The sequence below is a fragment of the Streptomyces monashensis genome, from assembly GCF_001866665.1.
GTDB lineage: Bacteria > Actinomycetota > Actinomycetes > Streptomycetales > Streptomycetaceae > Streptomyces > Streptomyces monashensis.
Window position 1 is genome coordinate 20,091 of record NZ_MLYO01000021.1, and the last position, 18,156, is coordinate 38,246.

Here is an 18,156-nt window from a genome sequence, read left to right on the forward strand (position 1 = left end):
GCGGGGTGCGGGTTTGTAGGCCAATATGGTGACGTTGGCCGTAATGCTCTCTTCGAGGGGGCTTGGCATGGCTGTGGAAATCCCCACGATCATCAAGCCGTCCCGGCTCAGAAGCCGGGGAGGACTGCTCGGCGAGTGCCTCGCCGAGTTCCTCGGGACTCTCGTCCTCATCGCGTTCGGCTGCGGTGTGGTCGCGATGGCGGTGGCCGCGCTGCCCGGTTCGGGCCGTGCCGCCACGCCCACCACGATCTTCCTCGCGGCCGGGGACTGGCTGCTGATCACCTGGGGCTGGGCGCTGGCCGTCACCTTCGGCGTCTACGTCGGCGGCGGAGTCAGCGGCGCCCATCTCAACCCGGCGGTCACCCTGGCCATGGCCGTGCGCCGCGGATTCTCCTGGGCCAAGGTGCTGCCGTACTGGTTCGCGCAGGTCGTGGGCGCCTTCGCCGGCGCGGCGCTGGTCTACCTCGTCTACCACGACGCGATCCACGCCTACGACAAGGCGGCGACGGGCCCGAAGGTGAACGGCCACACCAACGCCACCTTCTCCATCTTCGCGACCTTCCCCGCCCCGTACTTCCACGGCGGCGTTTGGGGCCCGCTGATCGACCAGATCGTCGGTACGGCGTTCCTGCTCATGCTGATCGCCGCCGTCCTCGACGTGCGCAACCAGGCCGTGCAGTCCAACCTCGCCCCCTTCGTCGTCGGCCTCGTCGTGGCCGCGGTCGGCATGTCCTACGGCGCCAACGCGGGCTACGCCATCAACCCGGCCCGCGACTTCGGGCCGCGGCTGCTGATCTGGTCCCAGGGCTGGCGGAGCCTGGCCTTCCCGGGCAGCGTGGCCGGCTCGTTCAGCCACTACTGGTGGATCCCGATCGTCGGCCCGCTGGTCGGCGGCGTGATCGGGATCGTCGTCTACGACCTGTTCATCGGTGACGTCCTGCTGCTGCGCGCGAAGCTGGCCGAGCCGCTGGAGCCCGGGGAGTCGACTCCGGTGCGGACCGTCAACGGCGAGTAGCCGGGAGGGGCGGAACGTCGGGGGGCGCCCAGGGACGTGTCAACCGCCCGCCTCGGACGGGCCGTCGGCGCAGGTGCCGGCGGCCCGCCTGGCCGTCGCCGCGATCTCCTCCAGCGCCGCGAGGTGGCGGGTCAGCGCCCGGCGGCCGGTGAGCGTGAGCGCGGCCCAGGTGCGTGGCCGCTTGCCCAGGTAGCCCTTGCGGACGCTGACGTACCCCGTCTTCTCCAGCGCGGAGAGGGTCTTGCTCAGCGTGGAGTCGGAGATCTGGCAGTAGTCCCGCAGGACGGCGAACTCCGCCTCGCCGCACGCCGAGAGATAGGCGGCGAGAGCCAGCCGCGTCGGGTGGTGCAGCTCGCGGTCGAGGGTGGGCGGCGAGTCGCCCGCGCGGCCGCTCACGCGGTGCTGCCCTGGCGCGGCAGGAACGCGCGCAGCAGGTGCTCCGCGCCGGTCGCGAGGCCGAAGGCGATGGACCAGCCCGCGACGCCGTACGGGACGGCGGCCAGCGCGCCGACGCCGATCGTGACGAGGGGCGCCCCCCACAGCTCCCAGGTCGAACGGCGGGGCCCGCCGTCCCGGCTGAACCAGCGGGTCACACCGCCGTGGTGGGCGCCGATCCAGACCAGTGCGAAGAAGCCGACGGCGCAGGCCAGTCCGGCGAGCGTCAGCCATGTCCCGTACCGCGGCAGCAGGTCGGCCAGTCCGAACGCGGTGAAGCCGGCCGCGAAGGCGAGGCCCTGGCCGACGAGGTACCGCCGGGGCCGGTCCCGGCCGCCGGCCCGGCGCGCCGCGCTGCGGGCGGCACAGGCGGCGGCGAGCGCGTCCTGCGCCCGACGCGCGTCCAGGGCATCCATCGGTTCCCCCGTGTCGTTCATGCGTCAACCTCCGGTGAGGGCGGGGCGGTTGGTCGGTCCGCCCCGCATGTGTCGTGCGTCTGACGTGCTGATGTCAGCATGGACATTACTTTCCAAGAATGCAAGTACTTTCCGATCGCCGCCGAGGCCGTTGCCGGGGAGCGGGCGCGGCGTCGGAGGTGCCGTAACGGAGTACAGGGGGGGTCCGGTTGCACCGGACCGTCACAGCGGGCGGTTCGGCCAGTCCAGCAGGCGGGCGCCGATCACCGCCGTCTGGAGCATGTAGCGGTGGGCGGGGTCGGCCGGGTTGGCGCCGGTGAGGTGGTGGATGCGCGCCAGCCGGTAGGTGAGGGCCCGCACGCTCAGGGCGAGGCGGCGGGCCGCTTCCGCCGCCACGCAGCCCGCGTCGAAGTACGCCGTCAGGGTCTCCAGCAGGGGGCCCGCGCCGCCTCGCGCCTGTGTCAGCGGGCCCAGGGTGTGCGAGACCAGGTCGGCCATCGCCTGCCGGTCCCGGGCCAGAACCGGGTAGACGAGGAGGTCGGCGGCGCGCAGGACCGGGTCCGCGAGGCCGAGGCGCTCGGCCATCTCCAGTGCCGTCAGGGCCTCTTCGTACGACTGGACCACGCCGCCGGGGCCCGGCTGGGCGCGGCCGATGGCGATCCGGCCGCCGTCCGTCGCCGTGTGCGCCTGCCGGGCGAAGTAGGTGAGGATCTCGTCCTCGTCGCCGGGCGCGATGCACAGCAGCCGGCCGTGCTTGGTGGTGAACAGGATGCTGCGGGTGTCGAAGCGGCCGAGTACGGCGGCCTCGACCGCGCGGGCCACGCCGCCGCCCTCGACGTACGCCGTCGGGCCCTCGGCCACGGCCACCGCGTGCGCCCGGGACAGACGCAGGCCGAAGCGTTCGGCGCGCTCGGCCAGGCGGCCCAGGCCGCCGCGGCCGTACAGCAGGTCGTCGATGAACTCCCGGCGGGCCGCCTCCTCGCGGCGCACGGTGAGCCGCTGGGCGCGCTCGTACCCCTCGGCGAACGCGTCCACCGCCTGCTCCACGGCGGCCAGGGCGGCCAGCGTGCTCTCGGCCGAGCCGGGGCCGACCGGCCAGGCGGCGCGGGCGGCGGCGAGGTGGGCGACGGCCAGGGCGCGCAGTCCGTGTCCGGCGTCGGCGGCCTGCTCGCCCAGGGTGCGGCGGGCCTTGAGCTCCTCCCGGGTCAGCCGGCGTCCGGTGGCCGCGACCTCGGCGAGCGTGTCGGCGAAACCGTCCAGATAGTGCTCGTAATGCCCGGATATGTCATGCCGGTCCCGCACGCCGTCCGCCCCCGTCCCCCGTGATCTTGACGCGCCGGTGACGCTTTCTTGGCGCAGGTCCGGCACGAAGACCCTAGTGAACACTGCCGGAAACCGGCAATGCGCCGGCTCGCGCCCCCACGCACCATTGTCGGCGGGGAGCACTACGGGGGGTTTCCGGTGCCGGACACCGGCAGGTCTGCTGATGTCCGGCACCGGGAGCTGTGACTGCCAAGGGCTCCGATCTGTCGTCTGAGGCAAGGACGTATGCCATGGAAGCCCTCGGTGTGCTCGCCGCCGTCTGTCTCGTCGTCGTGGTGCTCGCGGTGTTCGGGTTCTCGCGGCTGTACCGCAAGGTCGACCAGAGCCAGGCCCTGATCGTGTCGAAGACGCGCCGGGTGGACGTGTCCTTCACCGGCCAGGTCGTGCTGCCGATCCTGCACAAGGCCGAGGTCATGGACATCTCGGTGAAGACGATCGAGATCAGCCGCGCCGGCCGGGACGGGCTGATCTGCCGGGACAACATCCGTGCCGACATCCGGATCCTGTTCTTCGTGAAGGTCAACAAGACCGTCGAGGACGTCATCAAGGTCGCCCAGACCGTCGGCACCGAACGCGCCAGCCACCAGGACACCCTCCAGGAGCTGTTCCACGCGAAGTTCTCCGAGGCGCTGAAGACCGTCGGCAAGCAGCTGGACTTCACCGACCTCTACACCAAGCGCGAGGAACTGCGGTACCACGTCATCGAGTTGATCGGCATCGACCTCAACGGCTACCACCTGGAAGACGCCGCGATCGACTACCTGGAGCAGACCCCGCTCACCCAGCTCGACCCCGCCAACGTCCTCGACGCCCAGGGCATCCGCAAGATCACCGAACTGACGGCGGTCGAGCACGTGCGCACCAACGAGGCCCAGCGCACCGAGCAGAAGGAGATCACCCGGCAGAACGTCGACGCGCGCGAGGCCATCCTGGAGCTGGAGCGCCGGCAGGCGGACGCCGAGATCAAGCAGAAGCGGGAGATCGAGACGTCCCGCGCCCGCGAGGAGGCCGAGACCGCCCGCGTGGTGGAGGAGGAGCGGCTGCGCGCCCAGGGCGCCTTCCTGCGCACCGAGGAACAGCTCGGCGTGCAGCGCGAGAACCAGGCCCGGGAGATCGCCGTCGCCGCGAAGAACCGCGAGCGGGTCATCGCGGTCGAGAACGAGCGCATCGAGAAGGACCGGCTGCTGGAGGTCATCGCCCGCGAGCGGGAGACCCAGCTGACGAAGATCTCCGCCGAGAAGGAGGTCGAGGCGGAAAAGCGGGAGATCGCCGAGGTCATCCGGGAGCGGGTCGCGGTGGACCGTACGGTCGCCGAGCAGGAGGAGTCCATCAAGAAGCTCCGCGTGGTCGAGGAGGCCGAACGCGAGCGGCAGGCCCTCGTCATCGCCGCCGAGGCGGAGGCGCAGGAGAGGCTGGTCAAGGACATCAAGGCGGCGGAGGCGGCGGAGCAGGCGGCCACGCACCGCGCCGGTGAGGAACTGACCCTGGCCGAGGCCCGGTTGAAGACCGCCGACCTCGACGCCCGCGCCAAGCTGCGGCTCGCCGAGGGCGTCCAGGCGGAGGCCGCCGCCGAGGGGCTGGCCGCCGTCCAGGTGCGCGACAAGGAGGCCGAGGTCACCGTCAAGGCCGGCCGCGCGGAGGCCGAGGCCACCGAGGCCCGGCTGCGCGCCGAGGCCGAGGGCACCCAGGCCAGGGCGCTCGCCGAGGCCGAGGGCGCCCGGGCGAAGGGGCTCGCGGAGGCCGAGGCGGCGCGGGCCGCGGCGGAGGCCACCTCGGCCCGGCTGAAGGCCGAGGCGGAGGGCGCGCGGGCCAGGGGGCTCGCGGAGGCCCAGGGCGCGCAGGCGGCGGCGCAGGCCACCGAGGCACGGCTGCGGGCCGAGGCCGAGGGCGTGCGGGCCAAGGGCCTGGCCGAGGCGGAGGGCGCCAAGGCGAGGGCGCTCGCGGAGGCCGCCGCCATCGCCGAGAAGCTGAAGGCAGAGGCGGAGGGCCTGACCCAGAAGGCCGCCGCGATGGCCGCGCTGGACGACGCGTCGCGCGGGCACGAGGAGTACCGGCTGCGGATCCAGGCGGAGAAGGAGATCCGGCTGGCCGGCCTGGAGACCCAGCGCCACGTCGCCGAGGCGCAGGCGAGCGTCCTCGCGACCGGGCTGGAGAACGCCGACATCGACATCGTCGGCGGGGACTCCGTCTTCTTCGACCGGCTCGTCTCCTCGGTCGCGCTCGGCAAGGGCGTGGACGGCTTCGTGGACAACTCCCGTACGGCACAGGCCCTGGCGGGCCCCTGGCTGGACGGCTCCGCCAGCTTCACGGACGACCTGAGCCGGATCCTGGGCTCCGTGGGCACGGCGGACGTGCAGAACCTGACGGTGTCAGCGTTGCTGGTGAAGCTGATGAACGGGGGCGGCCCGCAGGCTGCCGACTTCCAGAAGCTCCTCGACAGGGCCGGCGAACTCGGCCTCGCGGAAACTCCGTTGGCGGCGCTGAACGGAAAGAGCGCGCTGAACTGAGGCTGGGCGGGGGTTGCGGCGCCTTCGAAGCCGGCGGTGCTGCAACCCCCCAGGGGCGCGGGGCCGTACCGATATGCGGCTCCGCCGCGTGGGCGCGACCGGCCCACCATGACCCGCACCCGGCACGCGGCCCGCAGCCCCGAGCTCGCAGCCGCACGGCCCCCGAAGGGAAACATCCGCCATGGCAACCGACGCCACCGTCGACGCCGGCACCTACGAACTCCTCCGCGACCGCCTCACCGCCCACGCCGCCGAGCTGGCCCGCAGGGCAGAGACGCTGAACACCCGCCGAGCCGGCGAGTTCGGCTCGGCCCGGGTCGAGCTGGCGACCACCGCCCGCCTCGGCACCGGCCACCCGTGCCTGCCGAGCGACATCGTGGCCGTCGGCGACGTCCTCCTCTTCGGCGGCACCGGGCGGACGGCCGACGGCACCGAGGCGTCCGTCGCCGACGTCCTCGGGCTGTACGACCGCGGCGGCGCGCGCCTGCCGCAGGACGCCGTGCCCGGACTGCTCGACGATCCGGCGTTCGTACGGGAGTTCACCGCCCTGCACCGCTACTACCGCGAGGCCCGCCTGCTGCGGCTGCGCCGGGTCGACGGGCGGCTCCTCGCGGTGTTCCGCACCGGCGAGAAGGCCGACGACGTGCGCGTCCTGCGCTGGAGCGTCGCCGACGACGGCCGGACGGCGTTCCTGGACGCGCGCGGCGACCGCGACGACGTCTTCCCGCCCGGCCAGGACGTCACCTGGACGCAGACCAGCCGCGAGGACCACGTCCTCGGCCGCGACCCCTACGTGGCCGTCCCCGGCGGCCTCGGGGTCACGACCGTCGGCGGCGCCCTCGTCGTGCGCACCCCGGACGGAGAAACGCTGCACACCGAGCCGGTGCGCGAGCCGCTCCAGTCCCTCGCCGACGCGGCCGTCGCGCACGCCCAGGCCGGCCCGCTGGTGCTGCTGCGCGTGCGGCCGTACAAGGAGGACACCGACCGCCACCTGGTCTTCGACACCCTGACCCGCACGGTGGTCCGGCTCGACGGCATCGGGCAGGCCTGCCGCCGGCTCCCCGAGGAGCAGGGCATCGTCTTCCCGGGCGGCTACTGCCTGGCCGGCGGCGGTCACAAGACGTACGAACTCGACGTACAGGGGCTGGAGTTCGAGCGCGAGGTGCGCGCGCCGAACGGCGAGGACGTGCTGTACGCGTTCCGCGACCGGGCCGGTGGCCGCACGCTGCTGCTGCCGTACAACACCCTGCGCAAGGAGGTGGAGACGCCGCTGCCGTGCCGGGGCTGGGCGCTGTTCGCCGACGGCGCGCTCGCCGTGCTGCGCGCCGGCGCCGACGAGCCCGCGCACACCCACCCCCTGCAGTGGTGGACCTCGCCGTACGTCTCCGACACCCACGCCGCCGCCCTGCGCACCGGCACCGGGCCGCTCGCCCGCGTCGGCAACGCCGACCTCGTGCGCGGGCTCGCCGACTGCCTGTCGGTGGCCCGGCTGGTGGCGGACGGGATCGGGACCGGCGCGGGTTACCGGGCGCTGGCCGCCGCCTGCGTGCGCGCCGCCGACACCCACCACTGGCTCACCGATCCCGAACTCGGCGATCTGGCCGCTCCGTTGGCAGAGGTACGGGACACCGCCGAGCAGGTGCTGGCCGAGTTCGAGACCGTCCAGGAGCTGACCCGGCAGGCCGCGGAGGCGCTGGACGAGGCCGCCGAGCGGATCGCCGCCGTCGTGCGCCGGCTGCGCGGCGAGGCCCCGCGCGAGGCCGCCGCCTGGGTGCGCGGACTGACCGAACTGCGCCACGCGCACGGCCACCTGCTCACCCGGCGCGAGCTGCGGTACGTCGACGCCGACCGGCTGGCGGAGCTGGCGTCCGCCGCCGAGGACGACCTCGCCGCGTTCGGCCGGCGCGCGGTGTCGTTCCTGGCCCGCGAGGACGCCTTCACCGGGCAGCGGGAGGAGGTCGAGCGGCTCGTCGCCGACGCGGCGGCCGCCCCGACCGTCGCCGCGGCCGCGCCCGTCGCCGCCCGCCTCGACGACCTCGCCGACGGGCTGCGCACGGTCACCGAGGTCGTCACCGGCCTCGACATCGCCGACGCCACCGTCCGCACCGCCGTGCTGGAGCGGATCGCCGACGTGCTGGGCGGCGTCAACCGGGCCCGGGCCACCCTCGACGGCCGCCGCCGCGCCCTCCAGGACAGCGAGGGGCGCGCCGAGTTCGCCGCCGAGACCGCCCTGCTCGCCCAGGCCGTCACCGCGGCGCTCGGCGCCTGCGCAACCCCGGAGGCATGCGACGACCAACTCACCTCCGTACTCGGCCGGTTGGAGGACCTGGACGGCCGGTTCGCCGAGTTCGACGACTTCCTCGCCGAACTCGCCGACCGGCGCGCCGAGGTCTACGAGGCCTTCGCCGCGCGCAAGCAGTCACTCGCCGACGCCCGCGCCCGCCGCGCCGAACAGCTCGCCGTCTCGGCCGGGCGCATGCTGGAGACGATCGCCCGCCGCGCGGCCACCCTGGCCGACACGGAGGCGGTCACCACCTACTTCGCCTCCGACCCGCTGGTCGGCAAGGTCCGCCGCACCGCCGGCGAGCTGCGCGGCCTCGGCGACAGCGTGCGCGCCGAGGAGCTGGACGGGCGCCTGAAGTCCGCCCGCCAGGAGGCGGCCCGCGCCCTGCGCGACCGCACCGACCTGTACGCGGACGACGGCCGCACCCTGCTGCTCGGCAGCCACCGCTTCGCCGTCAACACCCAGCCGCTCGACCTCACCCTCGTCCCGCACGGCGATGCCCTCGCCTTCGCGGTGACCGGCACGGACTACCGCGCCCCGGTCACCGACCCCGACTTCGCGGCGTACCGCCCCTGCTGGGAGCGCCAGTTGCCCTCCGAGTCACCGGAGGTGTACCGCGCCGAGTACCTGGCCGCCCGCCTGCTCGCCGAGCACGGCCCGGCCGCCCTCGCCGCCGCCGACGACCTGCCGGACCTGGTGCGCCGGGCGGCGCAGGAGGCGTACGACGAGGGGTACGAGCGCGGTGTCCACGACCACGACGCGACAGTCCTGCTGCGTGTCCTCCTGCCCCTGCACGAGGGCGCCGGGACCCTGCGCCACGAGCCCGCCGCCCGGGCCGCCGCCCAGCTGTTCTGGGCGCACGGCACGACGGACGGGGCCCGCACGGCCTGGACCCGGCGGGCGGTGTCGCTGGCCCGCGCCCGGGACACCTTCGGCGCCGTACCGGCCGTCGGCGAGCTGGAGCGGGAGCTGGCGGCGGCGATCGGGGAGTGGGACTCCTCGGCGCCGGGCGGCCCGGCCGCCGCGTACCTCTTCGAGGAGCTGACCTGTGGCCCCGAGGGCTTCGTGCTCGGGGTCGCGGCCCGCACCCTGCTCGAGAAGTTCCGCCACACGGACGGGAGTTACCGTGCCGATCTCGAAGGGTTGACGGATCTCGCCGCCCGTCGGCAGGTGGTCGCGGCGTGGCTCGGCGCGTACGCCGCCGCGACCGGCGCCGGGACCGGCCCCGGCGAACTGGCGGAAGCGGTCGCCGCCGAGCTGTGCCCCGCCCTGTCCCGCTACGACGGCGACGCCCCGCTCACGGCCACGGCGGAGGGGCTGCTCGGCGCGCACCCGCGCGTGATCGCCGGCCGACTGACCGTGCGTGTGGACGAGTTCCTGTCCCGCACGTCCCGTTTCACGGCCACGGAGGTCCCCGCCTTCCGTGCCTACCAGCGCCGCCGTACGGCCCTGGTGGCGGCCGAACGCGACCGGCTCCGCCTGGACGACCACCGCCCCCGCGTGATGTCGGCGTTCGTCCGCAACCGCCTGGTCGACAAGGTGTACCTGCCCCTGATCGGCGACAGCCTGGCGCGCCAGCTCGGCACCACCGGCGAGACGAAGCGCACCGACACCGGCGGCCTGCTCCTCCTCGTCTCCCCGCCCGGCTACGGCAAGACGACGCTCATGGAGTACGTCGCCGACCGGCTCGGGCTGATGCTGGTCAAGGTCAGCGGCCCGGCGCTCGGCCACGCCGTCACCTCGCTCGACCCGGCCGACGCCCCGAACGCGACGGCCCGGCACGAGATCGAGAAGATCAATTTCGCTCTGTCGGCGGGCAACAACACCTTGCTCTACCTGGACGACATCCAGCACACCTCGCCCGAACTGCTCCAGACGTTCATCCCGCTGTGCGACGCCACGCGCCGGGTCGACGGCGTGCGGGACGGCGAGCCGCGCACCTACGACCTGCGCGGCAAGCGGTTCGCGGTGTGCATGGCCGGCAACCCGTACACCGAGTCCGGCGAGCGCTTCCGCATCCCCGACATGCTCGCCAACCGGGCCGACGTGTGGAACCTCGGCGACGTCCTCACCGGCAAGGAGGACGTCTTCGCGCTCAGCTTCCTGGAGAACGCCCTCACCGCCAACCCGGTCCTCGCCCCGCTCGCCGCCCGCGACCGGGCCGACCTGGACCAGCTGGTCCGGCTGGCGTCCGGCGACCCGACGGCGCGCGCCGACCGTCTCACGCACCCTCTCCCCGCGTCCGAACTCGACCGCGTCGTACGGCTGTTGCGGCACGCTCTCACCGTCCGCGAGACGGTCCTGGCCGTGAACGCCGCCTACATCGCCTCCGCCGCCCAGTCCGAGGCCGCCCGCACGGAACCCCCGTTCCGCCTCCAGGGCTCCTACCGCGACATGAACAAGATCGCCCAGCGGCTGCGCCCGGTCATGAACGACGCCGAGCGCGAGGCCGTCGTCCACGACCACTACACCGCCGAGGCCCAGACCCTCACCACGGGCGCCGAGGCCAACCTCCTGAAACTTGCCGAACTGCGCGACGAGTTGAGCGAGGTCCAGTCCGCCCGCTGGGCCGAGGTGAAATCGGCGTATGCGCGGGCCCGCACACTCGGCGGCCCCGAGGACGACCCCCTGACCCGCGCGGTCGCCGCCCTCGGCCTGCTCGCGGACCGGGTGGCGGCGGTGGAGTCGGCGATCAGGGGGGAGCGGTGAGGGGACTTCCCCGCCGGTGACAGGCACAGCGGCAGCGGTGCACCAACAGCAGACCCGTGCTGTGGGGCAGGGGGACGTCCGTGGTCTGACGGCACCGGGCGTGCAGGTCCTGGTACCCGTGGCGTGTGGCGAGCGCGCATTCGGCCGACCGCGCCGTTCCGTCCACCGTCCTGGTGGCGCCGGTCACCGCTCACCCCCTGCGGGACGGGCAGCGGGCAGCAGGACGAGCACGTCCGGCAGGGGCGGGAAGTGTGCGGAACAGGTGGGGCAGGCATACACGTTGAAGCCCGGCCCGGTGCTGGAGTGCACCTCGGACACCACGACCGGGGCGTCGGTGAGCGCGTTGCAGCGGACGCACATCCGCACCGGCCGCGGCGCTTCCGGCTCGGCCTCAGTCCGCTTGGACGCGGCGTTCATCAGGCCAACCTTTCCGCACCGACGAGGTGCCGGTCGAGGTCGACCCCGAAGTCGGAGGCCAGGACCAGGGCAACACGGCGCCGGTACTGCTGCGAGCGCTCCCGCTCCCGCTCGGCGGCGAGGAGGTACGGGCGGACCGGGGCGGTGGATTCTCCGGGGAGGGGTGCGTGCAGTCCGTAGGGGGAGCGGCGGGCTGGAGTGGTCGCATCACGGCGTGACGCTGTCGGGGGATGCGGTGGCGTGAGGCGATATCGCGCAGCTCGGCGGCGAGCCTTTCGGGGCCGAGTTGCATCAGAGGGTGGGCGGCGCTGAGGCTGCGGGATTGCTGCCACAGTCCCCCAGCCGGCGCCTGGTACGGGATGACGTCGATGCCCTGGTCGGTGAAGGGGAGCGGGTCGAGATACGTCATCCCGCCGGTCCCGCATAGATATGCGCGGGCACCGGTGACGGTGGCCAGGTCGGCGAGACGTTGGGATCGGCCCGGCCGCGCGGGCAGGTGGCTGCTGGTGAGGACCTGGCCCCGCCAGTCGAGCAGGTCGAGCAGGACGCGGGTGGAGGTCTCGGTGACGACCGCGGTCCTGCCGGTGGTGAAGGCGTCCAGCACCAGGCCCAGGGCCTGGGCGAGTGCGGGCCAGTGAGGGCTGTCACCGAAGTGCTGTCGCAGCATCCCTGCGGTCCTGCGGCGGGCCGGCCCGGGTTCGTTGATGACAGCGTCCCGGATGAGCGTGGACCGTCTCTGGGGCAGGCGGGTGGGGATGGTGAGCCACTGCTGCCGGGCCGGGTCATCGAGGTCGGCGAGGCGGGCTCGGTGCTGGTAGTCGCGGCGGGTGAACTGCACGTCGTCCAGGACGATCCAGTAGTCCGCCGCGAACAGCTTGGCCAGCGTGGTCAGCCGGGGCAGGAAGTTCGGCTGGTGAATCGCGCAGAGCCCGCCCGGCTCGGGCAGGTCAAGAGACGATGAGGCGGCTGGTGAAGCCGTCGCGGATGAGGGACTCGTACGCGGCATGTACGTCCTCCGGGACCTCCTGCTCGATGGCGAACCCGAGCTTCGGATACTCGATCACCCGCTGGAGGTCGCCGACGAGCATGTCCAGGACGAGCTTCTCGTCACCGATGGACTTCAGGTAGTCGTCGAACTCCAGCGGTTCCGACGCGCAGAGGACCTCGACGTCGGGCCACAGCTTGCGGGCGGTCGCGAACGATCGCCTTTCCATATAGGGCTTGGAAACCAGCAGCACCGTGGTCGGGTGGATACCGGCGGCGGCGAGCACCTCGCGGGCGAGGGTGACGTTCTGCCCGGTGTTCGTCGCGTTGGGCTCCAGCAGGATCGCCTGGGCGGGGACGCCGAGGTCGATGGCGTGCTCGCGGAAGTGGACGGCCTCCCCACGCGGAAAGACCTTGGCGGTGGTGGGGCTGTTGCCGCCAGTGAACACCAGGGTTGGGAAGAGTCCGGAGCGGTACAGCTCGGCGGAGTGGGCCGCGACGCCGAGGTCGTGGCTGCCCAGACCGATTGCCACATGGACGGGCCGCAGCTCGTGCTGCATCTGGTGGTAGTCCCAGATCAGCTTGGCCTGGCGCCACTGGTCCTCGGTGATTGCCTGCTGGTCAGTGCTCACGCGTGTTCTCCCTGGTCACCGTTGCCGGGGCCCGGTCGGCCCCTCGCTCATGGCCTTGATGCCCTCGATACTGCGCAGTTGGTGCACGAGTCCGTACTGCGCGGCCGCCTGGGCAGCCTGGCCGAGGACGAGGAGTCCATCATCCCGGGTCGCCGCATCGGAGAGCAGGATGTGGCCATGAGCGGTGTCCAGTCGCACGCGTTGCATCGGTGAGTCGGTGGTCCCGCTGCTGCGGGCGATGTCGATGAAGTGCAGGGCCTGGGTGAGATCGCCGGTGCCGCGGCGGGCAAGGGCGAGTTTCTGGTGGGCAACCGACCAGTCGTCGGGTTCGGTGAGGTCTTCGAAGTCGCGGGTCGCAGCCGTCATGACGCGGGTCGCGTAGTCGTGCTGGCCGTCCTTGCTCAGAGCAGTCCCCACCCACAGGCGGGCACGGGCGCGGTCGCGGCGGGAGAGCCGGTCGTCGACGGTGAGGGACTCGTAGTTGCGTGCGGCGATCTCCAGCTTGCCGGACATCTCCGTGACCACCGTGAGGGACAGGTCGAGCTGGGCGACGCGGCGGGGGATGTCGAGCTGGTTGAAGACCGCTCGGGCGCTGGCATAGGAGTGCTGAGCGGAGAGAGGGCCGAGGACGACGCCCTGGTCGCGCTTGAGGTCGCCGAGCAGGGCAGTGGAGCGGGCGAAGAGATACAGGCCCTTCTCGTCCAGCTCGGGGGCCTTGAAGCGGCCCAGCCACCGTGTCAGGAGGCTGTCGGCGAAGGCGAAGTTCTGTCGGGACAGGGCGACCAGGACCCGGTCCAGGTCATCCGCCCAGGACTCGTACTCCCAGGCCCTGGGGCCGGAGGCGGCGACACGCCGTCGGCCGGCGTTCTGCACCGGGCTGGTCATCTCGGACAGCAGCGTTTCGAACCGCAGGTGGACGGAGGCGTCCGCGCGGCCGAGGGCGGTGTCGAGGATGGCCTGGGTGTCGGGTCTGGGCTCGGTGTCGGCGAGCTTGCTCTCCCATTTGGAGACAGTCGCAATCGCCAGGCCGAGCTGCTGGGCGAAGGCCCGCACGCTCAGTCGCAGGGCGAGCCGCAGGGCCTTGGCCTCCAGGCCGGTCCAGTGGTGCACGGTCGCCACGCGTCGCTCCCTTCCACCGGTCATCGAAGCAGACGCGTGCAGTCGGCGTGACGGAAGTGGAACGGAAGTAGAACAGCCGGTGATTGGCCGGGAGTTGGCCGGACGCCAGGCTCAGAGCGTCACCACCTGTCGAGCCTTTCGGACGGTCCTGAGCATGGAACCCCTCACGGAGCATCGCCCGGTCAGCGGCCCACTCGTTTACGGTTTTCTACGGTTGGTACGGGTCTCCCAAGCGCGGCAGGGCGCGCTGGTGGCCTCGCTCGTCGAGTACTGCCGCAGCCACGAACTGCAGTTGTCCGGCGTCTTCACCGACCGCGGCGCGTCCGCGGGCCCGGCTTCGGCGGCGTTCACCGGGCTGCTGGACGTGCTCGCGCTGCCGGACGTCTATGGCGTCGTCGCCCCGGCCATGTCGCACCTGGGGCCGAAGGCCATAGCTGCTGAACGCGGGCAGCGTATCGAGGCGGCCGGCTCGCGACTGCTGCTGGTCCGCAAGCCCCGTACGGCCCACCACTCCGTCTCCCGCAGCGGTCCCGTCCGCCGCCGCCACCCCGGCACCACCCGCAGTCCTGGACGCCGAGGCATGAGGACCATGATGACCAAGACGACCCAGCGGTTCTTCGACGCGCGGCCCGAGTCGGTCGGCCAGGCACGGTTTTTCGCCGCCGGAGTCCTGGCCGACTGGGGCCTTCCGGACCGAGCCGAGGACGTCAGGCTCTGCGTCTCCGAGCTCGCCACCAACGCCCTGGTCCACGGCACCGCCCCGGGACACGGCTTCCTGGTCAAGCTCGACGCCGACGAGGAAGTCGTACGCCTGGAAGTGCACGACAGCCGCCGCCAGCACCCCGAAGCCCGGCAGGCCGCCGGCACGGACACCTCCGGACGCGGGCTGATCCTGGTGAACGCGCTCGCCGACGGCTGGGGAGTCGAGGAGCGAACTCCGTTCGGGAAGATCGTCTGGTCCTGCTTCAAGGCCACGGGAGGCACGACAACATGAGCGTCCTGCTCACTCCGCCCGGTCCTGAGCTGCGGCTGCTTGGTGTCGCTCGCCGCCTGGACCTGGCCCGGCACCCGCCCGGACGGCCGCGAGATCGCGCACATCTTGATCGCCCACACCCCGGCCCTGACTGGCTCGGGCACCGCCGAGACGGCCGAGACCCGGATGCGACGGCTGTCCGCCAACCTCGGTGACCTGGCCGGCGCCCGGGAGGTCGTCCCGGAGCTGGAGCGATGCCTGCAGATCGTCGGGGGCCAAGTGCTGGTGCACTTCCCCGGCGCCTCCGGCGGCTGCGGCTGCCCACCTGCCGGTCCTGGACCGAGCTGGTTGCTCGCAACAGCGAGGCAATCCTCCTGCTCGGGCTGGACCCACTGCCACAGTCCGCCGACGCCGCCCGCCTCGACGCATACCTGGATGCCGCGCTCGCAGCCGACCGGCTGCTGTTCGGACGCGGCCGCACCCGCTGAACCCAGATCTCCTCGCACGGCCCCCGGACGGAACGGATGAGAGGGAACTGCCATGGAAACCTTCGAACGCGCCCGGCTGGACGCCTACTTCGCTCGGATCGCCACCCAGTTCGCCCCCGATGAGCGGACGGCGTCGTTACTGATCACGCACCTGCTGGCCGAGCGTCCCGCGTTCGTCCGCGCGGTCGCCGCGATGACCCGGCTCACCGCGGTGCTGCCCAAGCCGAAGTCCGTCCACCCGGCCGCGAAGCGCGAGGTCGAGCAGACGCACATGGTTGACACCCTCACCCGTGAGATGTTCGCCCAGGCCGACGACGCTCTGGACTACCTCGAATCCCGGGCCGCCGACCAGACGGTCACCCTGCTGGACGTCGGCGGCTACTTCGCCCCCAGCCTCGCCGACGTCTACAGCCGCTTTACCGGACGGATCGCCGGGGTGATCGAGGACACCGAGAACGGACACCGCCGCTACGAGGACCTCGACAAACTGCCCTCCCCTATCATCTCCGTCGCCCGCTCGCCGCTGAAGGACCCCGAGGACTTCCTCGTCGGCCAGTCCGTCGTCTTCTCCACCGAGGCCGTCATGCGCGACCGCGGCGACATCCTCCACGGGCGCCCCGCCCTGGTGATCGGCTTCGGTAAACTCGGCTCCTCGATCGCCCGCCTCCTGCACGCCAAGGGCGTCCAGGTCACCGTCTTCGACATCGACCCCGTCCGCCGCACCCAGGCCCTCTCCCAGGGCTTCACCGTCGCCCGCGACCGTGAAGCCGCCCTGACCGGGGCCGGGCTGGTGCTCTGTGCGACCGGCGCCGTCTCCCTGCGCGGCGAGGACTTCTCCCACCTGCGCAACGGCGCCTACGTCGCCACCGTCACTTCCAGCGAGGACGAACTCGACCTTGCCGGACTCCCCGACGTCTACACCCGCACCCAGGTCGGCGATCACGTCACCCGCTACCAGACCACCGGCCACTACTTCTATCTGGCGAACGGCGGCAACGCCGTCAACTTCATCCACGGCGCCAGCGTTGGGCCGTTCATCTTCCTGGTCCAGGCCGAGATCCTCGCCGCGATCAGGATGCTCACCCGTGGAGACCTCGCCCCCGGCATCCATGAGGTCCCCGCACCCGACCGCGAAGCCATCGCGGCAACCTGGCTCTCCTACTTCAACAGGTGATCACCATGCCCATCACAGCCGACCACATCCGCAGCACCATCGCCGTCTACCTCAACGAACACCCTGAAGACAAGCGCGAACTCGATGTCCTCCTGGGCCTCTTGGACGACGGCGACGACCTCGCCAGCCGCAAGACCCTGCCCGTCCACGTCACCGCAGGCGCCATCCTCGTCGGCCCCGACGGTCGCATCCTGCACATTCTCCATAACGCGACCCAGAAGTGGTTGTTGCCCGGGGGACACCTGGAGCCCTCCGACAACACGCTCCTGCAGGCCGCCGGCCGCGAACTCGCCGAGGAGACCGGCATTCCGCCCCACGTCGTCACCCCGCACGGTGAGATCCCGCTCCACATCGACACCCACCCCATCGACGCCAACCCCGCCAAGGACGAGTCCGCCCACCAGCACTTCGACTTCCGGTTCCTCTTCCGCACCACCGCCGACATCGGCGAGCTACAGACTGAAGAAGTCTCCGACGCTGCCTGGCAAACGGTCGGCGCCCTCCACGACGAGATGTTGAGGCAACGCGTCACTCAAGCACTGAGCTGACCCCAAGACCGGCCGCCCCTGCGCCTGCGACCCCCGACGCGCGCGGGGGCGGCCTCCTCTCTCGACGGATGGCATCGGTAGTCGGCCGAAGAGCCGTGCTACGTTCCGATGGTCCCGGCTCGCACCCCGCAGGACGAGGATCTTCGTGACCTACATGCCGCCGCTCGACCCGGAGAGCATCGCCGATCACTCCCATCGGACTGCCGTGATCGCCTCGGCCGTCGCGGCCATGGAGGGTGCCGACCCGCAGCGCGCCGCGTTTCTCGCGCTTTTCCACGACAGTCAGGTCACTGGGGACCAGACGGCGGCGCTGCCAGGGCCACTGGCCGATGTCGTGGGCAGCGCCGTGGCCGAGTACGAGGCGCGGGATTCGGCGGAATCCGTGTGTGCCCGGGACGCGGACAAGCTGGAATGTCTCCTGCAGGCCGTCGAATACCGTGAGCAGGGCAACCGGCACACGCAAGCGTGGGTCGACACCTCCCTCGCCTCGTTGAAGACGGCTTCTGCCAAGCGGCTCGCCGAAGAGGCCTTGCGGCGCGGTCCGTTGGCGTGGATGCACCGCGCTCGCGAGGAGAAGCCGGAACTCTGATCGCCGCTGTGACACGGCAGCCAGCGCTCTGTTCAGCAACCGTCGTCCGGGACGAGCGGGACGAAGCGCAGGCGGGTGTGGTCGGCGGCGGTGGAGGCCGTGTCGTAGTCGACGTGGGCGACCTCGTACCAGACGTCGTCGCGCTTGCGGTCGCCGTTGACGTCGTCGAGGCGGACGCACCAGCGCTCGGGGCGGATCTGGCGCCGGTAGGTCTCGGTGCCCTGCCGCACGGTGTGGCAGTCCTGGTGGCGATCGGTGGTGTACCAGGTGCGGGTGCGGCGCCTGCTGCCCGTGCCGGAGCGGGCGGAGTGGCGGACCCGGTGGGTCCGCGTGGTGCAGGACCTGACCAGGTGGGGCCGGGTGGCCCGGGTGGTCTGCCGGGTGACGTGGCGGACGGTGTCCCGCAGGCCCGTGACCGGCACCGGGGTCGGTGCGGCGCCTGTCCCGGCCGCCTGCCCGGTGCCCGTGTGGCCGCCGCCGCACGCGGTGAGGGCGGCCAGCAGCAGTGCCGTACCGGCGATGGTTATGCGCTTGATCAGCATG

General features: G+C 72.3%; 16 protein-coding genes. 8 read left to right on the top strand and 8 right to left on the bottom strand.

Annotated features, from left to right (window positions below):
* Nucleotides 1-67: 67 nt before the first annotated feature.
* Nucleotides 68-1,015, top strand: coding sequence for an MIP/aquaporin family protein (locus BIV23_RS12625; protein ID WP_071380904.1), 948 nt, complete (start codon nt 68-70; stop codon nt 1,013-1,015).
* A gap of 39 nt (nt 1,016-1,054) precedes the next feature.
* Here the strand turns inward: BIV23_RS12625 and BIV23_RS51735 are convergent, their stop codons facing one another.
* The 3 genes from BIV23_RS51735 to BIV23_RS12640 all read right to left on the bottom strand — a co-directional run bounded on the left by BIV23_RS51735 (nt 1,055) and on the right by BIV23_RS12640 (nt 3,168).
* On the bottom strand, nt 1,055-1,411 hold the full coding sequence (locus BIV23_RS51735) for a winged helix-turn-helix domain-containing protein (RefSeq protein ID WP_071380905.1): 357 nt from the start codon (nt 1,409-1,411) through the stop codon (nt 1,055-1,057).
* The gene (locus BIV23_RS51740) at nt 1,408-1,887 is read right to left on the bottom strand and encodes a hypothetical protein (protein ID WP_071380906.1); all 480 of its coding nucleotides are present in this window, start codon (nt 1,885-1,887) and stop codon (nt 1,408-1,410) included. The genes BIV23_RS51735 and BIV23_RS51740 overlap by 4 nt, the downstream gene beginning before the upstream one ends.
* Before the next feature lie 201 nt (nt 1,888-2,088).
* The gene (locus tag BIV23_RS12640) at nt 2,089-3,168 is read right to left on the bottom strand and encodes a PucR family transcriptional regulator (RefSeq protein WP_079173111.1); all 1,080 of its coding nucleotides are present in this window, start codon (nt 3,166-3,168) and stop codon (nt 2,089-2,091) included.
* A gap of 251 nt (nt 3,169-3,419) precedes the next feature.
* Between BIV23_RS12640 and BIV23_RS12645 the strand changes: the two genes are divergently transcribed.
* Complete coding sequence (locus tag BIV23_RS12645; protein ID WP_071380907.1) at nt 3,420-5,696, top strand: hypothetical protein; 2,277 nt, start codon at nt 3,420-3,422, stop codon at nt 5,694-5,696.
* A 181-nt stretch (nt 5,697-5,877) separates the two neighbouring features.
* Complete coding sequence (locus tag BIV23_RS12650; RefSeq protein ID WP_071380908.1) at nt 5,878-10,689, top strand: DNA repair ATPase; 4,812 nt, start codon at nt 5,878-5,880, stop codon at nt 10,687-10,689.
* 183 nt (nt 10,690-10,872) lie between these two features.
* Here the strand turns inward: BIV23_RS12650 and BIV23_RS12655 are convergent, their stop codons facing one another.
* Genes BIV23_RS12655 through BIV23_RS12670 form a run of 4 tightly spaced genes read right to left on the bottom strand, consistent with a single transcriptional unit; the run spans nt 10,873 to nt 13,841 of the window.
* A complete protein-coding gene (locus BIV23_RS12655; RefSeq protein WP_071380909.1) occupies nt 10,873-11,106 on the bottom strand; it encodes a hypothetical protein in 234 nt (77 codons plus the stop codon).
* Nucleotides 11,081-12,112, bottom strand: coding sequence for a WbqC family protein (locus BIV23_RS53550; RefSeq protein WP_342746363.1), 1,032 nt, complete (start codon nt 12,110-12,112; stop codon nt 11,081-11,083). The genes BIV23_RS12655 and BIV23_RS53550 overlap by 26 nt, the downstream gene beginning before the upstream one ends.
* On the bottom strand, nt 12,054-12,722 hold the full coding sequence (locus BIV23_RS12665; protein WP_071380910.1) for a YdcF family protein: 669 nt from the start codon (nt 12,720-12,722) through the stop codon (nt 12,054-12,056). The genes BIV23_RS53550 and BIV23_RS12665 overlap by 59 nt, the downstream gene beginning before the upstream one ends.
* A 15-nt stretch (nt 12,723-12,737) precedes the next feature.
* Nucleotides 12,738-13,841 carry a helix-turn-helix domain-containing protein gene (locus BIV23_RS12670; protein WP_071380911.1) on the bottom strand — a complete coding sequence of 368 codons (1,104 nt, stop codon included), beginning with the start codon at nt 13,839-13,841 and terminating at the stop codon, nt 12,738-12,740.
* Between the two features lie 592 nt (nt 13,842-14,433).
* Between BIV23_RS12670 and BIV23_RS12680 the strand changes: the two genes are divergently transcribed.
* The 5 genes from BIV23_RS12680 (at nt 14,434) to BIV23_RS12695 (ending at nt 17,613) form a co-directional block, all read left to right on the top strand.
* A complete protein-coding gene (locus tag BIV23_RS12680) occupies nt 14,434-14,835 on the top strand; it encodes an ATP-binding protein (protein WP_071380936.1) in 402 nt (133 codons plus the stop codon).
* Nucleotides 14,836-15,068: 233 nt separating this feature from the next.
* Entirely contained in the window at nt 15,069-15,302 is a 234-nt protein-coding gene (locus BIV23_RS51750) for a hypothetical protein (protein WP_245790502.1), read from the top strand.
* A 52-nt stretch (nt 15,303-15,354) separates the two neighbouring features.
* Nucleotides 15,355-16,476 (top strand): adenosylhomocysteinase, encoded by a 1,122-nt coding sequence (locus BIV23_RS12685; RefSeq protein ID WP_071380912.1) that lies wholly within the window; start codon nt 15,355-15,357, stop codon nt 16,474-16,476.
* Between the two features lie 5 nt (nt 16,477-16,481).
* Complete coding sequence (locus BIV23_RS12690) at nt 16,482-17,024, top strand: NUDIX hydrolase (RefSeq protein WP_071380913.1); 543 nt, start codon at nt 16,482-16,484, stop codon at nt 17,022-17,024.
* Between the two features lie 154 nt (nt 17,025-17,178).
* Nucleotides 17,179-17,613: an HD domain-containing protein gene (locus tag BIV23_RS12695; protein ID WP_079173118.1), complete on the top strand. Its 435-nt coding sequence runs from the start codon at nt 17,179-17,181 to the stop codon at nt 17,611-17,613.
* A gap of 32 nt (nt 17,614-17,645) precedes the next feature.
* Here BIV23_RS12695 and BIV23_RS12700 read toward each other — a convergent pair whose 3' ends face one another.
* The gene (locus tag BIV23_RS12700; protein WP_071380915.1) at nt 17,646-18,155 is read right to left on the bottom strand and encodes a hypothetical protein; all 510 of its coding nucleotides are present in this window, start codon (nt 18,153-18,155) and stop codon (nt 17,646-17,648) included.
* Between the last annotated feature and the right edge of the window lies 1 nt (nt 18,156).